This is a genomic window from Dehalobacter sp. 12DCB1, from assembly GCF_004343605.1.
GTDB lineage: Bacteria > Bacillota > Desulfitobacteriia > Desulfitobacteriales > Syntrophobotulaceae > Dehalobacter.
This window is the reverse complement of sequence record NZ_POSF01000014.1, coordinates 357148-375358: the sequence shown is the minus strand read 5'-3', so window position 1 is coordinate 375358 and position 18211 is coordinate 357148. Positions and strand designations below refer to the sequence as shown.

The 18211-nt window shown below is 45.1% G+C and carries 17 protein-coding genes and 1 riboswitch; of the genes, 11 read left to right on the top strand and 6 right to left on the bottom strand.

What is annotated here, in order from left to right; genetic code table 11:
• The first annotated feature begins 104 nt into the window (after positions 1 to 104).
• The 3 genes from C1I38_RS08700 (at position 105) to C1I38_RS08690 (ending at position 2814) form a co-directional block, all read left to right on the top strand.
• Complete coding sequence (locus tag C1I38_RS08700) at positions 105 to 1214, top strand: saccharopine dehydrogenase NADP-binding domain-containing protein (protein WP_119774568.1); 1110 nt, start codon at positions 105 to 107, stop codon at positions 1212 to 1214.
• A gap of 198 nt (positions 1215 to 1412) precedes the next feature.
• Positions 1413 to 2204, top strand: coding sequence for a lipid II flippase Amj family protein (locus tag C1I38_RS08695; RefSeq protein ID WP_119774567.1), 792 nt, complete (start codon positions 1413 to 1415; stop codon positions 2202 to 2204).
• Positions 2205 to 2373: 169 nt separating this feature from the next.
• Positions 2374 to 2814, top strand: coding sequence for a CoA-binding protein (locus tag C1I38_RS08690; RefSeq protein WP_119774600.1), 441 nt, complete (start codon positions 2374 to 2376; stop codon positions 2812 to 2814).
• A 59-nt stretch (positions 2815 to 2873) separates the two neighbouring features.
• Here C1I38_RS08690 and C1I38_RS08685 read toward each other — a convergent pair whose 3' ends face one another.
• A complete protein-coding gene (locus C1I38_RS08685; RefSeq protein WP_119774599.1) occupies positions 2874 to 3935 on the bottom strand; it encodes an HD-GYP domain-containing protein in 1062 nt (353 codons plus the stop codon).
• 95 nt (positions 3936 to 4030) lie between these two features.
• Positions 4031 to 4116: riboswitch (cyclic di-GMP riboswitch) on the bottom strand.
• A 222-nt stretch (positions 4117 to 4338) separates the two neighbouring features.
• Here C1I38_RS08685 and C1I38_RS08680 point away from each other — a divergent pair.
• From C1I38_RS08680 to C1I38_RS08655, 6 genes are all read left to right on the top strand, one after another.
• The gene (locus C1I38_RS08680; protein ID WP_119774566.1) at positions 4339 to 4713 is read left to right on the top strand and encodes a DUF1801 domain-containing protein; all 375 of its coding nucleotides are present in this window, start codon (positions 4339 to 4341) and stop codon (positions 4711 to 4713) included.
• Positions 4714 to 4749: 36 nt separating this feature from the next.
• Entirely contained in the window at positions 4750 to 5328 is a 579-nt protein-coding gene (locus C1I38_RS08675) for a DUF3795 domain-containing protein (protein ID WP_119774565.1), read from the top strand.
• A gap of 37 nt (positions 5329 to 5365) precedes the next feature.
• Positions 5366 to 6262 (top strand): pentapeptide repeat-containing protein, encoded by an 897-nt coding sequence (locus C1I38_RS08670; RefSeq protein WP_199698214.1) that lies wholly within the window; start codon positions 5366 to 5368, stop codon positions 6260 to 6262.
• Between the two features lies 1 nt (position 6263).
• Complete coding sequence (locus C1I38_RS08665) at positions 6264 to 6782, top strand: DNA-deoxyinosine glycosylase (protein ID WP_119774564.1); 519 nt, start codon at positions 6264 to 6266, stop codon at positions 6780 to 6782.
• A gap of 57 nt (positions 6783 to 6839) precedes the next feature.
• Positions 6840 to 7592 carry an SGNH/GDSL hydrolase family protein gene (locus tag C1I38_RS08660; protein ID WP_119774563.1) on the top strand — a complete coding sequence of 251 codons (753 nt, stop codon included), beginning with the start codon at positions 6840 to 6842 and terminating at the stop codon, positions 7590 to 7592.
• Positions 7593 to 7679: 87 nt separating this feature from the next.
• Complete coding sequence (locus C1I38_RS08655; protein WP_119774562.1) at positions 7680 to 8819, top strand: hydrolase; 1140 nt, start codon at positions 7680 to 7682, stop codon at positions 8817 to 8819.
• Between the two features lie 33 nt (positions 8820 to 8852).
• Here C1I38_RS08655 and splB read toward each other — a convergent pair whose 3' ends face one another.
• The 4 genes from splB to C1I38_RS08635 form a co-directional block, all read right to left on the bottom strand.
• Positions 8853 to 9917 carry a spore photoproduct lyase gene (gene splB / locus C1I38_RS08650; protein WP_199698213.1) on the bottom strand — a complete coding sequence of 355 codons (1065 nt, stop codon included), beginning with the start codon at positions 9915 to 9917 and terminating at the stop codon, positions 8853 to 8855.
• Positions 9892 to 10638, bottom strand: a complete 747-nt coding sequence (gene cybH, locus C1I38_RS08645; protein WP_119774560.1) for a Ni/Fe-hydrogenase, b-type cytochrome subunit — start codon at positions 10636 to 10638, stop codon at positions 9892 to 9894. Before cybH ends, splB begins: the two co-directional genes overlap by 26 nt.
• A gap of 77 nt (positions 10639 to 10715) precedes the next feature.
• Positions 10716 to 12413, bottom strand: a complete 1698-nt coding sequence (locus C1I38_RS08640; protein ID WP_119774559.1) for a nickel-dependent hydrogenase large subunit — start codon at positions 12411 to 12413, stop codon at positions 10716 to 10718.
• A 22-nt stretch (positions 12414 to 12435) separates the two neighbouring features.
• On the bottom strand, positions 12436 to 13581 hold the full coding sequence (locus tag C1I38_RS08635; protein ID WP_119774558.1) for a hydrogenase small subunit: 1146 nt from the start codon (positions 13579 to 13581) through the stop codon (positions 12436 to 12438).
• Positions 13582 to 13848: 267 nt separating this feature from the next.
• Here C1I38_RS08635 and C1I38_RS08630 point away from each other — a divergent pair, with 267 nt between their 5' ends.
• On the top strand, positions 13849 to 14367 hold the full coding sequence (locus C1I38_RS08630) for a DUF2179 domain-containing protein (RefSeq protein WP_119774557.1): 519 nt from the start codon (positions 13849 to 13851) through the stop codon (positions 14365 to 14367).
• Between the two features lie 125 nt (positions 14368 to 14492).
• On the opposite strand, the gene C1I38_RS08625 is transcribed toward C1I38_RS08630, so the two are convergent.
• Entirely contained in the window at positions 14493 to 16589 is a 2097-nt protein-coding gene (locus C1I38_RS08625) for a glutamine synthetase III (RefSeq protein ID WP_119774556.1), read from the bottom strand.
• A 352-nt stretch (positions 16590 to 16941) separates the two neighbouring features.
• On the opposite strand from C1I38_RS08625, the gene amrA reads away from it, so the two are divergent.
• On the top strand, positions 16942 to 18204 hold the full coding sequence (gene amrA / locus C1I38_RS08620; protein ID WP_119774555.1) for an AmmeMemoRadiSam system protein A: 1263 nt from the start codon (positions 16942 to 16944) through the stop codon (positions 18202 to 18204).
• Positions 18205 to 18211: the final 7 nt, after the last annotated feature.

Here is an 18211-nt window from a genome sequence, read left to right as displayed (position 1 = left end):
ATACTACTTGTGCTGCCACATGGTTCTTGTGAATAATCCCAAACGCAATTGTACAAGAAGAAAATAATGGAGGAGAAGTACAGGCTAAAAGAAAGGAAGAGAAAATGATGTCTAAAATCCTTATCCTAGGTGGGACAGGTCAAACTGGCAGATTGATATCGCGTCATCTATTGCAGTATTCCGAAGCTACCGTTACAATTGGGACACGATATCCCGACAAGGCACAGGTATTTGTTGATGAGCTGAATCAACAGTACCCCGGTTTACGTGCATCGGCTGTTTATGCAAACGCATCAGAAGCGGAATCCTTACGAACAGCGTTTAAAGACCAGTCTATCGTTGTGGTCGCAGCACCCACGACCGCCTATACCGAAATCGTGGCCCAGGCTGCGCTTCAGGCTGGGATTGATTATCTCGATGTGCAGCTTGGCTCTAAGAAATTTGCTTATTTGCAGTCCCTTGCTACAGAAATCAAAAGCGCTGGAAGAACTTTTATCACGGAGGCCGGGTTCCATCCTGGGCTTCCTTCCGCACTGGTTCGTTACGTGGCTACCCATATGGACTCAATTGAAAGCGCCATAACAGCCGGCTATCTCAATATGGGGAAAGATCTTCCTTATACCGAAGCAGTTGACGAATTGGTTGAGTGTTTCAAAGAATATCAGGCTCAGGTCTATAAGAACGGACAATGGACGAAAAAAAGCTCCTATGAAATACGTAAAATAGATTTTGGGAGCGACATTGGATTGAAACTGTGCTATTCTATGTTCTTTGAGGAATTGCAGCCGCTGCCGGAGTTATACCCCTCGCTCAAGGATCTTGGCTTTTATATATCGGAGTCACACTGGGTGACAGACTGGGTGGTTATGCCAGTTGTCTGGATGTGGCTAAAGATCATGCCAAACGCTGTCAGATCCATTGGTAAGTTTTTATGGTGGAGCATGGGTACTTTTCACAAACCGCCTTATCGGGTTGAACTTCTGGTTAGGGCATCTGGATCTAAAGATGGGCAGATGATTCAACCCCACGTCAGCGTTTCTCATCCCGATGGTTACGAATTAACAGCTATCCCTGTTGTTGCAACTTTATTGCAATACTTGGATGGTTCTGCCCGTAAGCCTGGACTTTGGATGATGGGACATTTGGCTGAACCCAATCGTCTTCTAAAGGATATGGAAAAAATGGGTGTGAAATGCATATCAAGCTTTTCATAAACGGCAGCTGCTTATTTGAGTTTCTATAATTGATTTTGAGAGATAGACTTAATGCAAATACATATTTATAGAAGGAGTAATCGCATGGAGAGATTAACAAAAGCATTAGAAAGCAATGGTCTTTTTGTTGTGGACGATTTTCAAATACAGCATAATAATACGGTATTAATTCTTTTGAAAACGTATGGATTGCAATAAATGGAAAAGATGCTAATAGAATTAATGATTCTCACAGTTGTCATTCATCTTGTCGATACCCTGGCCTACTCTGTACGCTTAAATTCTGTAAAAAGCGGACAGGTTGCTTTATCCTTTTCTCTTTTTAACATGTTTGTTCTTGTTTCCCGGACAGCCAACATGTTTCAAGGACCGTTAATTGCAAGCATTGTTGGTTTAAGTATAGCGCAAGGACTGAACCCGGCCAGTGATTTGCGGTCGGTTATTTTTGCAGCGACAGCAGGGACCTTATTTGGAATCTTGCTCATACCTACATTCTTAAAGATATTTGAAATTGCTGTTAAACGTTTAGAATTAGCCGGTTCTGTACCTTCCTTGGTTGTCGAGGCCCTGCAGGCAAATAATATTAAGCGAATTGTAAAAAGTGCTGTACGGCCTTCGAAGACAATGTTGGAAAGACTAAGGTATAGAGAGATACCCAAAAGGTTACTTGTTATCAATGTTTTGGTTACAGGCATATATACCATTGGGGTCCTTGCCGCTAATTACTCAGCTCTTCTGGTCCCGGAGCAAGCAGCACTAGCAGCAGCAGCTTCATCAGGAATCATTAATGGCATGGCAAGTATTCTACTTACTTTTTTTATCGACCCAAAATCAGCAATTATTACAGACCAGGCATTGAGAGGAATAAGGCCTTATGCTGATGTGAAAGCATTGGTCATTATGCTTATTGCTACAAAACTAATTGGCACATTATTGGGGCAAGTGCTGTTTTTGCCGGCCGCCCAGATTATTGCAAGCTTTTACATGTAGTAATAATGCCTGTTCATCATGAATATAAGCAAGGAAATAAGAGCCTGTTTATTAATACGATAGGAACTGAAATAGTTTTCACAGAAAATAAATATTGGAAGAAGGAATTAGCCAAATTGCCAAGAAATAAACAATAATTTAATTAAGGGGGGTCATTTTTTTGACGACAATGAGCTCAGTCACTGATTTTCTAGACCAGCGTACTTTAGCTGTGGTCGGGGTATCCAGATCCGAAAAGAAGTTCTCGCATAGGCTGTATAAATCGTTAAAAAAGAGAGGGTATAATGTTTTTGCCGTAAATCCCAATACGGACAGTATTGACGGCGAGATCTGCTATGAAAACCTTCAGTCTTTGCCGCAGAAAGCCGACGGCGTAGTGATCGTTATCCCTCCGGACCAAACCAATAAGGTCGTTAGGGACGCGGTAGAAGCCGGAGTCAAACATATCTGGATTCAGCAGGGGGCTGAATCCAAAGAGGCTATAGACTTTTGTACGGAAAATCAGATAAACGTCATCCATGACCAATGCGTCCTAATGTTTGCAGAACCATCGTTTCCTCATTCGTTCCACCGGTCCATACTGAAGGTGTTTGGAAAACTTCCAAAATAATAGGTTAGCCGGCCCAAAAAACATTTGAGCCGGCATTTTTTTCAAAAAATGGATCAGCTTCACTCGACAATGGATACAATAAAGGTTGTAAGATCTTCGACAAGGTTATATTCCTTAGCCTGGACATGGGCCAGCCCTTTGTCAGCGATTAATACCCTGATAATCGGGCGCATCGGCAAACTTTTATTCTGGTCAACTACAATCCCAACTTCACCTGTATTAAGTTTAACTGTATAGCCGGTCGGATAGGCCGCAACATGCTTTAAGAACGTTACAACCAATTGCTGGGAGAATAGTCTGTTTGCACATCCCATTACAATTTCACAGGCTTCATGCGGTACGATCCGGGAGTGGCCCGGGCCATCATTGACCAGATTATCATAAAAGTCGGCCAGCCCGACGATTTGGGCCAGGATATGGAGGTGCCGGCCGGACAGCTTCCGGGGATAGCCGCTTCCGTTCAGCCATTCGTGATGCTGCAAAGCAATATGCGCACTCAATAAGTTTAATTCGGGTTTGTTCCGAAGTATTTCATATCCGTGAATGGTATGCGTTTGATATAGGTCATTTTCCTTCGGAGTAAAGGCCTCACGTTTGGCGACAAGCTCTTTTGGCAGCTTGACAGTCCCGATATCGTGGAGCAAAGCCCCTACTGCCAGCGCCTCCAGGGTATCTTTATCCAGTCCCAAAGCTTTGCCCAAAATGGTTGCGAGGACGCAGACGCTGACTGAATGCGCATAAACTTGATTATCATAGCTCCGCATATCTGTCAGGCTCAGAAATATCTTCTCTTGAAACAGGATGTCTCCGATGATGTTGTTTACCGTCTTTTTTACTTGAAAACCATTGAGGTCTTTACCGATTCGTACTGCTTCCGCTGAATGCTCAATGGAGTTCATTGCCTCCCGCCTGTTTTCCTCGGAAATAACATCCTCAATAACGATATCCTTGGTTTCGTCATCGTCCACATAGACAATACTAATGCCCAGTTCTTTTAACCGGTCGATATATGGCTGGGTCAGCGTGACTCCTTTACCAAGCAATGAACGGCCGTTATGCGAGAAAATGGTTCTTCCCAACACGTCTCCCTTTTGAAGCCGGTTTACACTTACCTGACGCAATTGTAATCTTCCTTTCCAATAAATCAGTGCTGGCTGAAGCAACAAAAAAATCACCAGCAGACTGCATGGCGACATTCAAAACAAACCTGAGCGGATTCGGTAGCCTGGCAGTCATCAGAATTATTCTGGAAGACCCATAGCTTTGCGTCCCTGGCTTTCACCAGGTTTGCCATTGTCGTTGCTCCTGTATCCCTATTTGATTAATATTTCGGTCATAGAACCATTGTAGCACATTGCTTTCAGGTTCTACAGGGGTTATTTGGAAAATTATTCTTTATTTTGGTGCCAAATGATCAATGTCTCTTAATTTAGCAGAGGAATCTGCTTAAATTCATATAACTCATTAATGATATTTATATACGTGCGGATAACATTCTGAAAATAGTTAAAGGAGAAACTAAAAATGGGAACGGATAAAGTGGTTCATGAATCAGTTGATGGGTATATTTTGCAGTTTCCTGATGAGATACAGGAAATATTAAGAGCAATTAGAAATGTGATAAGAGAAGCAGCACCGGACGCAGTGGAAAAGATTAGCTATCGGATGCCTACGTTTGTACTGAACGGTAATCTCGTTCATTTCGCAGCATTCAAGAACCACATTGGATTTTATCCGACACCAAGCGGGATTGAAGCCTTTAAACAGGAACTGGCCGGTTATAAGGGAGCCAAAGGGTCGGTACAATTCCCGTTAAATAAGCCTATGCCGTATGCGTTAATAAGCAAGATCGTGAAGTACAGAGTTGCAGAGAACTGTTCTGCAGGGGTTGAAATCTGATCTTTATCAAATGATTATTGCCGGGAGATGCATGTGATGGTCAAATCAATGGTAAGTAAAGAATACAGGCGGAAATGCGCCGACTTTTCATTATGCGGATTAAATTGCTGTCTTTGTCCGCGTTTTCATACGGAAGGTTCTTCAAAGTGCCCCGGCTGCGGGGGCCCGGACTTTTTTTTGAAGCATCCTTCCTGTGCCGTAATTACCTGTAATAAAAAGCATCAAAATGTTGAATACTGTTTTGAATGCAGTGTCTATCCATGTGAGAGGTATCAGGCTCCAAGCGAGGCCGATTCTTTTATATCCTATCAAAATGTATTGCAGGATCAAGCCAAGGCTAAAATGGATCTTCAAAATTATCTTGAAGAACTGACGGAAAAACACAAAATTTTAGGGGAACTAATCGCGGATTACAATGACGGCAAATCAAAGGGATTTTATTGTCTGGCGGTGAACCTGCTGCCGCTTGCCGTCCTGAATAATATGATGGATAAGATCCATCATATGGATCGGATCAACTGTAAGGGCAGTGCTGAAGAAGCTGTCCGCTTGCTAAAAGCGGAAGCCGATAGTCTGAATATTCAACTGGTTCTTAGAAAGGCTAAAAAGGATTAAACAGACTATTCAAGCATCATTTCTGGGGATAAATCAAATGTTCTTTGTTTTGGAGGATCAAATATTGTCTGGAATTCGTGAACCAATAGACATTTTTGCTGAGCAGAGGCGCAGTCTGGGAACTGACTGCGAGAACTGCTTCGGGTTGTGCTGCACCGCGCTGTATTTTTCAGCTTCGGAAGGCTTCCCAAACGATAAAGAGGCTGGTCAACCCTGTCGGAACCTGCAGGAAAATTTTCGCTGCAGTATCTATCAAGATCTTCAGGGACTGGGTCTGAAAGGCTGCATAGCATTTGACTGTTTTGGCGCAGGGCCAAAAGTATCCAAGCTCAGTTACGGCGGCAGAGACTGGCGGCGATCACCGGAATTCCGGGAGCAAATGTTTGAAGTTTTCCTTGTCATTCGCCAGCTTCAGGAGATGCTCTGGTATTTGACAGAAGCAGAGACATTACGGCCGGCTCATTCAATTCATGAGGCGCTTCGTACCCTGCGGGAAGAGACGGAACGGCTGACACTGCTCAGCCCAGGCGAGCTTCTGAAAATGGATGTACCCTTATATCGTACCGAAGTAAATACCCTGCTGCTTCAAACAAGTGAACTGGTCCGTGCTTTTGTTTGTCAGGAACGGAATATTCAGGCTGGGATTCGGAAGACGTTTAAGCGCAGGAATAGTCTGATTGCTGCAGATCTCCGGGAAACAGACCTCAGAGGGGCTAACCTTAGAGGAGCCTGTCTGATTGCCGCAGACCTCAGCGGGAGCGATCTGGGCGGAGCTGATTTGATCGGGGCGGATTTGCGTGATGCCGATCTTAGCGGTACTGATTTAAGCCAAAGTTTTTTCCTGACTCAGGCCCAGCTGAATACAGCGAAGGGAGACAAGCGTACCAAGCTGCCGCCATCACTTTTTTATCCAAGACAATGGAGTATGGACTGATATGGAAATGGAAATTATCTATTCATTTGAACCGATCATCAATCAGGAGTCCCGGGTATTGATCCTCGGCTCGATGCCGGGAGTGCAATCGTTGAGGGAGCAGAAATATTATGCACATCCTTACAATCACTTTTGGCGGATTATGTATGCGCTTTTTGACGATGCCCGTGGATGGTCTAATGCCGCGGATGCCATGGATGATTATGATAGCAGGAAACAATTTCTTTTAGACAGAAAAATTGCCCTCTGGGATGTCATTCGTAACTGCTCCAGAGAAGGCAGCCTCGATAGCAATATCGTCAATGAACAGGTCAATGATTTTCAAAATTTATTTATTCAGTACCCAAATCTGGAATTACTTGCATTTAACGGAGCAAAGGGCTTTAATATATATAAGAGGAAAATCCGTCTGGAGTCTGCTTCCATTGCCTATCTGCTATTGCCCTCGACCAGTCCGGCCAATACGATGAAATTTGAGGAAAAGCTGACACATTGGAAAGCAATTTTGAAATACTTATGAAATCTTGAAGTAATACCCATGAAGTTTTAAGCAAGTCGTTGTGAAAGGTGTGAATTGATGGATAACAATCAGCCTGAACTGAAAGAAAATTATACATTTCTGATTGTAGGAGATTCCATTTCCAAAGGCGTGATCTATAACGAGGATCAGGGAAAATATTCGTTATTGGACAGAAACTATGTTTCTCTGGTTCAGAATAGCCTGAAGGGCATCGTTTATAATGCAGCCAAATTTGGCAACACCATAAAAAAAGGCATTGAACGCCTTCATCGGGATGTATCCAAAACGCGTCCGGATATTGTACTGATCGAATTTGGAGGCAATGACTGTGACTTTAACTGGATGCAGATTGCGAGTGATCCAATGGCAGAGCATGAACCCAAAACGGATTTTAACGTTTTCGGAAAAATGCTCACAGATACCATTATTTCGCTTAAAAACAATAATATTATCCCGGTGTTGATGACGCTCCCTCCGCTTGACGCTGATCGGTATTTCAAGTGGATTAGCAAAAACAGTAATGAGATAGGGAAAAATATATTAATTTGGCTGGGAAGCGTTACAAAGATATACTGGTGGCAGGAACGCTACAACTCCATGATTGTGAACATTGCAGAGGAAACAAAGACGAAATGGATCGATGTAAGAGGTGCTTTTCTGAAGACACCGGATTTTACGCAATTGCTTTGTATTGATGGGATCCATCCGAATGAAGACGGGCATAAGGTCATTGCCCAAAAGGTGACGGAATACCTCAGACAGAATTACAATTTTCTGCTCAAAGATTCTTCCGCGGACAGTCTTTCTTAGTATTTAGAAAGTATAAGCTTTTCACCCTTTACGGTTCTAATCATCAATCTATTTATCTTGGTACTATTCTCAGGAAGGATCAGAATATTGAAGAATTTGCTGAATACGCTCAAAAGAAACAAAACCCCGCTGATTGTGTTAGGTGTCATTATTGTGGTGTTGCTAATCATTAAACTGGTCCTGGTGGATTTTGTCTATATTGGCCACCAATACGAAAAGAACAGGATTATTACCCCATGGGGGGAAAAGATAAAATCCGCAAACCTTTCTGTAGATTATACAATTGAACAGGCTCTAAGCGATATAGACAGTCTCGGGCTGAATACCCTGAATGTCCCTGTTCAAATTGATATTCCGTCGTTGACGGCCAGTACGATGAGTATCAATGCGGAAAGCGAAAAGAAAGCGGTCCGGCTGATTAAACGCTTAAAATATAAAGGAATTAACGTCATTCTGGAACCTTATCCGTATATTCAAAACGGTGAGAAATATGAGACGGATCTCAAGCCGGATCATATCAATCAATGGTTCTGGAACTGGAAACAGGTCGTCCTCGCCGAACTTATCCGTGATGTGGCTAAGCCGAATAAAGTCTACGCCGTGTGTATCGGTTCCAACTTTGATCAATTCGAGGATCAATGCGGTTATTGGACCGATGTTGCGGATTTTGTCAGGGCGGAATACCAGGGCAAAGTGACTTACCGGACAAACTGGTGGTATACAGCTGAATGGAATACCGGGCAGGACTTGGCGTATGATACCTACATTGCCAAATTAAATAATCCGGTTCTTGGAAAAGTGGATTTTATCTCTGTAGCAGCTTATTTTGAATTGACCGACCAAGAAACCAATACCGTGGAGAACCTTGTAAGTTCAATTTATAAGACTCAGATTTTTGACAGAAACCAGAATATCTACGACGAATTAAAGCAATTGTCTGTCAAATGGAATAAACCCGTATTCTTTGGTGAACTGGGTTTTCCAAAAAGAAGCGGTGCCGCGGTTCATCCCTGGAACCCCTTGCCGTCGGACATTATCAATAACCAAGAGCAGGCAGATTGCTTTCTGGCTTATCAGCAAGTATTTGAAAAAGAGACCTGGCATCTTGGGTTTTCTGTTTTCGCTGTGGGCAAAGATGATGAAAACAAAAATTATTACCCAAGCGAGCAGAGCAAGAAAGTCATTAAAAGATGGTATGCCGAATACCAGCATACTAGCAAGGAGTAATGACGTGCCATGGACGGTACTATAGCCAAAAAGCTAAATAAAGTATTTGGCTTTTGCTCCGGGGAAATAACGGTTCATAAAAGCCAGAAAGAAAGTCTTTATTTCTTCCATTTCAACGGGTGGGTAGACATATTTGCCGTAGCCGAACTGCCCGAATTTAAATTTGCGCGAAGCTTCATCCATCGGTAGGCTTGTCTGCGGATAGATATTTAAAATATTGGACTTGGCCCGGGAAGAAAAACGATGTGTAATAAATTCAAACGTAAGCGCTGCAGGAGAAAAGTTTGCCGGAGAAGCGGCTTTTAACTGCTCTGCCAGGTCAGCAAAGAGCTTTTCGTATTGATCCATCCAATTCTCGAATCTGATAATCGGGGCAATAATAAAACCTAAAGGGTAGCCGGCACGAAGTACTTTTCCGGCTGCCCTTATTCTATTTTCAGCGGATGGTGTCCCATGCTCATAATTTCTGATGATTTCCTCGCAATTCAGGCTGAAACGAAACCTGGTATGGCCGTGATGTTCCAAATTCAAAAGGCAATCGACGTCAGTGAATTTTGTGACAAAGCGAAACCTGCCCTGAGGCTGTCTTCCGAAAAATTCAATGCTTTTTCTCAGACTGCCTGTATATTGTTCTACCGGGATTGGGTCGGAAACTGCGGCTCCTTCGAAATAAGTGATCTCGGGTAAACGTTCCTGGATTAAAGTTTGGGCTTTCTCAAGCAGTTCATTCATATTGACATAGATGCGGATGTACGGTCTTGTACCCAGCGTCGTGGCTAAATAACAATATTCGCACATCCCGGGACAGCTTGTGGTCAGCGGCAGCTGATAATGAGCCGAGGGTTTGCAGGTTTGAAACGTTTTTCCGCGTTTGACACCGATCACCAATGTTTTTTTGGCTTCAAAATAGGTTTCGGCAGCAGTATCTCCGCTCAGACCGGTTATTCTGTTATGAGAGCTTGTCGCTTTGACCGGAATCTTGGTTTGCCGAAAATAATCAACAAGCTTCTTTCCAAGTGGATAATTCAAGGCCTCAGGCTCATAAAAGACCTGTTTGGGCTCGAAATTCAAGTTAATCCCCCTTCTGGAGTACAACATATTCAGAGGTATGGACTTCTTCAGTGCCGACAGTAGAGGGCAATTCATATTTATACCCATTGATCATGGATGAGGTAGTACCATCATCATCCAGAAGATCCTGTCTGAATACAAGGTAGAGGTGAATCAACAAAAAGACCACATAACCCCAGGCGACAAGATGATGACTCATTCTAACCAGATTTTCGTTGTGAAAAGCCGGAATGACCCAGGAAAACAAATTTCCGGATATACCGTCCGGATTGGTGCCTATCCGCATAGCAAAACCCGTTATAATCATGAAAAAGCTTCCGATCCAGATGAAAAGAAGATAAGACAGCTGGGCTAGGGCATTATGCCCGAGATGTCCCTGATGTTCTCCTCTCATAAACAAATAGTAGCGGATTGTCGACTTGAGGTCCTGCCAAAAAGGCTTCTGCCAGAAACGTATCTTGGCATACTCATTACCTGCCCAGAACCAATAGAGGCGAAATAACAGATTGGCCGTAAAGATAAAAGCGGCTATTCCATGCCAGTAGCGAACGGATCCCATTAAAAACTGCTGGAAAGCTTCTCCGGGGGTAATAAAGACAGGATTTCCAATATACAGACCTGTAAGAAAGAGTACGGTGACGGCGGCTGCATTGATCCAGTGAAATATCCGGACAGGAAATTGCCAGACGTATACCGGTCTGCGTTGCGACATCGGGGCGGAACCCTTCTTTTCTTTGGATAAGGCCAATCGTAATCCCTCCGTATCACTTAGAATGTATTCTAGCGTCACCATGGCACGCAGATATTGTGGCCCCTAGATTTTCCCTAGCATAATAGTTTTCCTTGTGGTGTTATCAGGTGTGCTGCGCAGGCGATACAGGGGTCAAATGAGTGAATGGTCCGGAGCAGTTCCAGGGGCTGGTCGGTAGCGGCGACTGGTGTGTCGAGCAGAGATGCCTCATATGGACCTTTTTGTCCTGTAGCATCCCGCGGTGAGGCATTCCAGGTTGTCGGCACAACCGCCTGATAGCTTTCCACCTTGCCGCCGCGGATCTTAATCCAGTGAGCCAGAGCTCCCCGCGGGGCCTCAGCCCAGCCGACACCCTGGGCTTCTGTTGGCCAGCGGCTGGGTTCCCATTTTTCAGGATTGAAGGTTTGTGTGTCACCGGCTTTAATATTAGCGATTAGATCCGCATAAAAACCGGCGAGTTGATCGGCGCAAAATTTTGCTTCCAGTGCTCTGGCCAGCGTTCGTCCGAGCGTTGAAAACAAAGCAGTGAGCGGAAGGTCCAGTTTCCGCAGGGAGCTATCGACCATTTCCTTGATTTCCTTATTGCCCTTGGCATAAGCAACCACGGAGCGGGCCAGCGGGCCGACTTCCATCGCATGGCCCTGCCAGCGCGGTGTTTTGATCCAGCTGTATTTTTTTGATTCATCCAAATTGTGATAAGGTGGTTTGGGCCCGTCATACGCTGGATCCGTCTGCCCCTGCCACGGGTGAAGCCCGGCATCCTTATCCTCGTATTGATACCACGAGTGAGATACAAATTCTTGAATATGGCTTGGATCCTTTAGATCAAGATCATAGACTTTGCTCAAGTCCCTGTTGAGGACGATTCCGCGCGGGAAAAGGTAGCTATCCGGTTCATGGATATCGACGAGCGGTACGCCGCCGTAGGCCAGGAAGTTGCCGATTCCGCCTCCCCAAAGGTCTTTTTTGTAAAAGCCAGCAATGGCCAAAATATCTGGAATAAGGACCTGGTTGACAAACGTTTGGGCTTCATCAATCTTCGTTTTTACAAGATTCAGGCGTTCCATATTCAGAACATGAACGTCATCAAGATTGATGGTCGAAGCATGCCCGCCAACCAGATAGTTTGGGTGCGGATTTTTCCCTCCGAACACAGTATGGACTTTGGCAATTTCCTTTTGCCAGCTTAATGCTTCCAGGTAATGTGCGACTCCCATTAGATTGGCTTCCGGAGGCAAGCGATAAGCTGGATGACCCCAGTAAGCATTGGCAAAAATACCAAGCTGACCGCTTTGGACAATATTCTTAACTTTGTTTTGCATATCCCTGAAGTAACCCTCGGAAGAATTAGGCCACGAGGAGATGGACATGGCCAGACTGCTTGTTGCTTTAGGATCAGCCTTTAATGCGCTTAAGACATCAATCCAGTCAAAACCATGCAAATGATAAAAATGAATCACATGATCCTGGGTAAATTGGGTCAGCGTCATGATATTGCGTATGTAGTTGGCATTTTTCGGGATCGAATAATCCAAGGCATCTTCCACTGCCCGCACGGAAGCAATCGCATGAATGTGCGTGCAAACACCGCAAATTCGTTGGACAAATGCCCAGACATCACGTGGATCTCTGTTTTCGACAATCTTCTCAATTCCTCTAAATGTTGTTCCTGAGCTGACAGCATCACTGATCTTTGTCCCGTCAACAATGGCTTCAATGCGTAAATGACCTTCGATCCGGGTGACAGGATCCACAACAATTCTTGTTGTCATTGAGATTCAAAACCTTTCTGCATTAGTCTTCTTTATCATTCGTCTTAGTCTTCTTAGTTACTTGTCTTCTTTGTTCAGTATCCGTACTTCTGTTCGGGTGGTTCTTTTTCCCACGCCCTTTGGCAGCGGCCGTAATTCCCCCATGGGCAACAACACCCAGACCGGCCACACCTAAAGCGGCAAGACCGATATGGTCAGGGTTGCCGCCGATGGCCTGATTGGGGATCTCAGCCAGGTGAGCATAAAAAGGCGTGCTGGAATCATACCAATTATTCTCGGAACAGGCCATACAAGGGTGTCCCGATTTAACAGGAAAGCTGACTCCGTCATTCCATTCCGTTACGGCGCAGGCATTATAGGCGACTGGGCCTTTGCAGCCAACTTTATACAGGCACCAGCCTTTTCTGGCACCTTCGTCATCGAAGCGCTCAACAAACTGGCCGGCATCAAAGAAGGCCCGGCGGGTGCAGCCGTCATGGACACGTTTGGAGTAAAAGGCTTTAGGACGGCCCAGGCTCGTTAATTCCGGGATTTTCCCAAATGTCAGGTAATGAACGATTGTACCGGTGATGACTTCAGCAATGGGCGGACATCCGGGAACGTCAATGACTGGCTTGTTCTTGACAATTCTCCGAATCGGTACAGCCTGTGTTGGATTGGGGTGTGCCCCCTGGACACAGGCGTTAGTCGCACAGGAGCCATACGCTATCACGGCAGCTGCTCCATCGGCACATTCCTTCAGAAGCTCGTTGGCAGTCATTCCGCCGATGGTACAGTAAATGCCGCCCTCTGCCAGTGTGGCACTGCCTTCGACTACCAGAATATATTCCCCGTAATGTTCCTGCATTGTTTTCAGACGGACAGACTCTGCCTGTGTTCCGGCTGCGGCCTGCAGCGTCTCCATATAATCAAGGGAAATCATATTGAAGATCAGGTCCGAAAACAAAGGATGGGCGGACCGGATGAAAGACTCGCCGCAGCAGGTGCATTCCTGCAGATTTAGATAAATGACAGGTGGGCGTGACTTGTTTTCCAAAGCTTCCACAATTCTGGGGACAGCGGTTGCATCGAGTCCCAGCATTGCTGCAGTCATGGCACAGAACCTTAAAAAGTCCCGCCGGGATATTCCTTTCTGGCGGGCCCAGTCATAATAGCTGCCCTTTTTCAATATTTTCCCCTCCCGACATAGTATAATTGGCTACTGAATGAAAAAAAGCCGGTCTTTTGCTAATTCATCATTATTGTGTGTTCCATAGCATATTTTATACATTTCTTTACATATACAGGTATTTTGTAATACGCAGGAGATAGCCGGCAATGTGAGTGAAAAACAGCAACTCAGAAAAATTCGGAACAGCAGAGTAGAATTACCCTTAAATAGATCATAATAATATCAAAGAAATATCCAGTCTGAAAAAGAAGATTGGTGATAAGAATGAATCAAGCAGTCCTATTTGTTCTGCTGATCACGGCTATTAATATTACGTACGTATCACTGACAACGGTACGGTTTATCCTTGTGATCAAGGGCTTAAAGGAGTATGCTTCCATGCTGTCCATGATCGAAGTGCTCGTGTACATTGCCGGATTGTCTATTATACTGAAAAACCTGGACAGTTACTGGAACATCGCAGCGTATTGCATCGGCTATGGGATCGGAGTGTATCTGGGAAGCAGGATCGAGGAAAGACTTGCTCTCGGGTACATGACTGCAGAGGTCATTGTTGATTCGCTCGATGAGACGCTTCCCAAATTATTGCGTAAGAAAGGATTTGGCGTTACGACCTGGACCGGGGAAGGCCGCGACGGGAAACGCCTCCTGATGTTGGTTCTGGCCAAAAGAAACCGGCAAAAAGAACTTTTGAATATTGTTAATGATTCCTGCCCAAGCGCGTTTGTATTCTTCCAGGAACCTAAGAATTTTCATGGGGGGTTTTGGGCCGGCCGACGGTAAGATGTTAAGACAGTAAATGGCCTGCAAAGCTGATGTGGGCAACGACGATAAGAATATAATCAATAAAATAGCAGAGGAGAGGGCTGATGCCCTCTCCTCTGCTATTTTTTTCTGAAGGGTATGGATTAAATGAGGAACAGCATTTCCGCATAAGTCGGCAACGGCCAAAGCTCCGCGTCAACAAGTGTTTCAAGCTTATCCCCATAGATCCTCAATTCATTCATCGCGGCAAAGACGATGTCACGGTAGCAAACCGCATTGGCATGGACATCTTCAACGTCGGACGCACCTAGGACCGCTTTTTCCAAAGCTACAGTTTTGGCTTTAAAGGAACCTAAAGCCGAGGATACTTCTTTAATGACTTCTTCCTGCGCGGAGGTGTCCGCAGCAACTACAGCAGCTTTAACACTTTGTACGGACCCGGCAAGGTCAGCTACATATTTTGCAGCTGCGGGAAGAATCAGCCTGTTAGCCATATCAATCATCGTTTTGGCTTCGATATTGATCGTTTTGCTGTATTGTTCCAGCAAAATCTCGTAGCGGGAATGAACTTCCTGTTTGCTCAATACACCGTGTTTCTCGAACACATTAACACACTTCTCATCAATGAAGTGCTCCAAAGCTTCCACCATGGATTTGATGTTCGGCAGACCGCGTTTTTCTGCTTCTACGACCCAGTCTTCGGAATAGTTGTTGCCATTGAAGATGATACGATTGTGTTTGACCAGAATTTCTTTCAAGAGGGCCTGCAGTTCGCTGTTAAAATCGGCAGCCTTTTCAAGCTTATCGGCAATCTGGCAAATACTTTCAGCGACAATCGTGTTTAGGACCATGTTCGGACCAGCAATGGATGCACTGGAAGGAACCATGCGGAACTCAAATTTATTTCCGGTAAAGGCAAACGGTGAAGTCCGGTTGCGGTCGGAGTTATCCTTTGGAATTTCCGGAAGCGTGGACACGCCGACTGTCAAAGTGCCATTTGGTTTGGATGATACAGCACCGCCGTTATTTTGGATTTGTTCGACAATATCCGTCAGCATGTCGCCGAGGAACATGGAAATGATCGCCGGGGGAGCCTCATTCGCACCGAGACGGTGGTCGTTTCCAGGGTTGGCGGCGGACACCCTGAGCAGTTCGGAGTATTCGTCCACAGCTTTAATGACAGCACAAAGGAAAGTTAAGAACTGAGCGTTATCGTGCGGGGTATTTCCCGGATCAAGCAGATTCTGTCCATCATTGGTGCTCATGGACCAGTTATTGTGTTTCCCGGAACCATTGACGCCTGCAAACGGTTTCTCATGAAGCAGGCAGACCAGATCATGATGCAAGGCAACCTTTTTCAAAGTATCCATGACCAGTTGGTTATGGTCGGTAGAAACATTGGTTGTCGAGAAAATTGGGGCAATTTCAAACTGGCCAGGAGCAACTTCGTTGTGCTGCGTTTTAGCCAAAACGCCTAACTTCCAGAGTTCTTCATTCAATTCTTTCATAAAGGCAGCAATGCGCTCTTTGATGCTGCCGAAGTAATGGTCTTCCATTTCCTGGCCCTTAGCCGGAGGAGCGCCAAAGAGTGTTCTGCCGGTAAGGACTAAATCCATTCTGGCATCAAAAAAACTTTTATCAATCAGAAAGTATTCCTGCTCGGGTCCGACCGTAGAAATGACCCGGGTTGCTGTCGTATTGCCAAATAATTTTAACAGTCTTACTGCTTGTTTGGAGAGTGCTTCCATAGAGCGCAAAAGCGGAATTTTTTTGTCGAGAACTTCACCGGTATACGAATAGAATACTGTGGGAATCGTCAGCGTGACGTTGCCGTTTTTCTCTTCTCTGGCAAAAGCCGGAGAGGTGCAGTCCCAGGCAGTATAGCCTCTGGCCTCAAACGTAGCTCTAATGCCGCCGCTTGGGAAAGAAGACGCGTCAGGTTCGCCTTTGATCAGTTCTTTGCCGGAAAACTCCATAATGACTTTGCCGTCGGCAGTCGGAGAAATAAACGAGTCATGCTTCTCCGCAGTGAGTCCTGTCATCGGCTGGAACCAGTGGGTATAGTGGGTAGCTCCTTTTTCAATCGCCCAGTCTTTCATTGCATTTGCAACGATTTCTGCAACATCGGGGTCCAGCGCTTTCCCGTCCTCAATTGTTTTTTTCAAAGCTTTGTAGGTTGCTTTGGGCAGCCGTTCCCTCATGACGGCATCGTTAAAAACGTTCATTGCAAAGATATCCATTGTTTCGAAATCTCCCTTCAGAATTTAGATATTAGATAATGGTAAATAGTTAAATAACCATAAAAAGCAAAAAAAGCAAAAACAAACTTAGACCTCAAAGCGTTTGATCGAGGAATAAGCATCTTTGCTCAAATTACCTATAAAAATATATCAAAAAGTTAACATACTTTTTTAGAAATAACAAGTGTTTATTCCGATGTATACAAAATATATTCGGATAATAATTAATCCAATCCAAATAGAAGCAATGGCAGGATAAATGTGCATATAAAAAGAAAATATATAAAAAAATTAATCATAGATAAAATGAATTTTTAATTCTCAATATACCAGAAACTAAGGGGGTATTGCTATGAGTCTTGTCTATGTGGGATTTGTTCCTCATCCTCCGATTCTTGTGCCTGAGGTCGGGCATGGCGAAGAAAAAGGTTGTCAGCAAACAGTAGATGCTTATAGGACGCTTGTTCAGCAAGTCATCAAGATGAATACGGAGACGATCCTGATTGTATCCCCCCATGCGCCGCTGGCTGAGCAGGGTTTGGCGTATTTAAGCGGCGAGACGCTTTCTGGGAGTTTTAGCCGTTTTGGGGCTGGGCAGGTGAATTTGAGCTTTGAAACGGATCAACAGCTGGTAGAGAACATCAGGGAAAAGATTCCTGATGCTTTTCCTGTTCGGGCAGAGCTCGATCATGGTTCACTCATCCCGCTTTACTTTCTTCATCAAGCCGGATGGTCCGGAAAGATCGTTGTCTTAAGCATGCCGATGATCCGTCCGGAACATTACGGACAAAAAGTTGGCCAAATTTTAAATGATGCAGCCGAATGCTGCGCCTTGATTGCAAGCGGTGACCTTTCCCACCGGCTCAAAGAAGACGGGCCTTATGGGTCCCACCCTTCCGGCCCCAAACTGGACCAGCTTATAGTCAAAGGACTGAAAAGAGACACGACGCTGCTTAGGGCGATTCCCGCAAGTCTCTTGGATGAAGCAGCTCAGTGCGGTTATCATTCTCTGCTGTTTGCACTCGGGGCGAGAGAAGGCGCGATTAAGGTTCTCTCCTATGAAGGACCATTTGGTGTAGGTTACCTCATTGCTGAGATCTTCCGTTCTTCACCGATTGCCGGCTATGCCAGGGAATGCCTGACTTACTATCTTACATCCCAGCCTTTTGACAGGTTAAATATTCCTGGAGATCCTCTACTGAAAGAAAAGAAAGGCTGCTTTGTTTCCCTTAAAAAGGATGGGACTTTGCGGGGCTGCATTGGCACGATCCAACCGGTAAGAGAAGACCTGGCTTCAGAGATTAGACATAACGCCATAGCAGCAGGTACCCAGGATCCACGCTTTTGGCCGGTCCAACCGGAAGAACTGCCCTTAATATCTGTATCTGTCGATGTTCTTGGAGACACGGAGAAGATTACTGGGCCTGAAGAACTGGATCCTCAGCGTTACGGGGTAATCGTACGCCGGGGTGGAAAGGTCGGGTTGTTGCTGCCTCATCTTGAAGGGATTGATAAGGCTGAGGAACAGGTCGGAATAGCCAAACAGAAAGCTGGTATTGAGCCGGGGGAGGATGTCGAACTCTGGCGTTTTGAAGTCGAACGTTTTTTTGAATAACAGGAAA

Bases quoted from the DNA above. Each gene is read 5' to 3' on its own strand.
- C1I38_RS08700 (WP_119774568.1), top strand. From the start codon at position 105: ATGATGTCTAAAATCCTTATCCTAGGTGGGACAGGTCAAACTGGCAGA.
- C1I38_RS08695 (WP_119774567.1), top strand. From the start codon at position 1,413: ATGGAAAAGATGCTAATAGAATTAATGATTCTCACAGTTGTCATTCAT.
- C1I38_RS08690 (WP_119774600.1), top strand. From the start codon at position 2,374: ATGAGCTCAGTCACTGATTTTCTAGACCAGCGTACTTTAGCTGTGGTC.
- C1I38_RS08680 (WP_119774566.1), top strand. From the start codon at position 4,339: ATGGGAACGGATAAAGTGGTTCATGAATCAGTTGATGGGTATATTTTG.
- C1I38_RS08675 (WP_119774565.1), top strand. From the start codon at position 4,750: ATGGTCAAATCAATGGTAAGTAAAGAATACAGGCGGAAATGCGCCGAC.
- C1I38_RS08670 (WP_199698214.1), top strand. From the start codon at position 5,366: ATGTTCTTTGTTTTGGAGGATCAAATATTGTCTGGAATTCGTGAACCA.
- C1I38_RS08665 (WP_119774564.1), top strand. From the start codon at position 6,264: ATGGAAATGGAAATTATCTATTCATTTGAACCGATCATCAATCAGGAG.
- C1I38_RS08660 (WP_119774563.1), top strand. From the start codon at position 6,840: ATGGATAACAATCAGCCTGAACTGAAAGAAAATTATACATTTCTGATT.
- splB (WP_199698213.1), bottom strand. From the start codon at position 9,917: ATGTTGTACTCCAGAAGGGGGATTAACTTGAATTTCGAGCCCAAACAG.
- C1I38_RS08640 (WP_119774559.1), bottom strand. From the start codon at position 12,413: ATGACAACAAGAATTGTTGTGGATCCTGTCACCCGGATCGAAGGTCAT.
- C1I38_RS08630 (WP_119774557.1), top strand. From the start codon at position 13,849: ATGAATCAAGCAGTCCTATTTGTTCTGCTGATCACGGCTATTAATATT.
- C1I38_RS08625 (WP_119774556.1), bottom strand. From the start codon at position 16,589: ATGGATATCTTTGCAATGAACGTTTTTAACGATGCCGTCATGAGGGAA.
- amrA (WP_119774555.1), top strand. From the start codon at position 16,942: ATGAGTCTTGTCTATGTGGGATTTGTTCCTCATCCTCCGATTCTTGTG.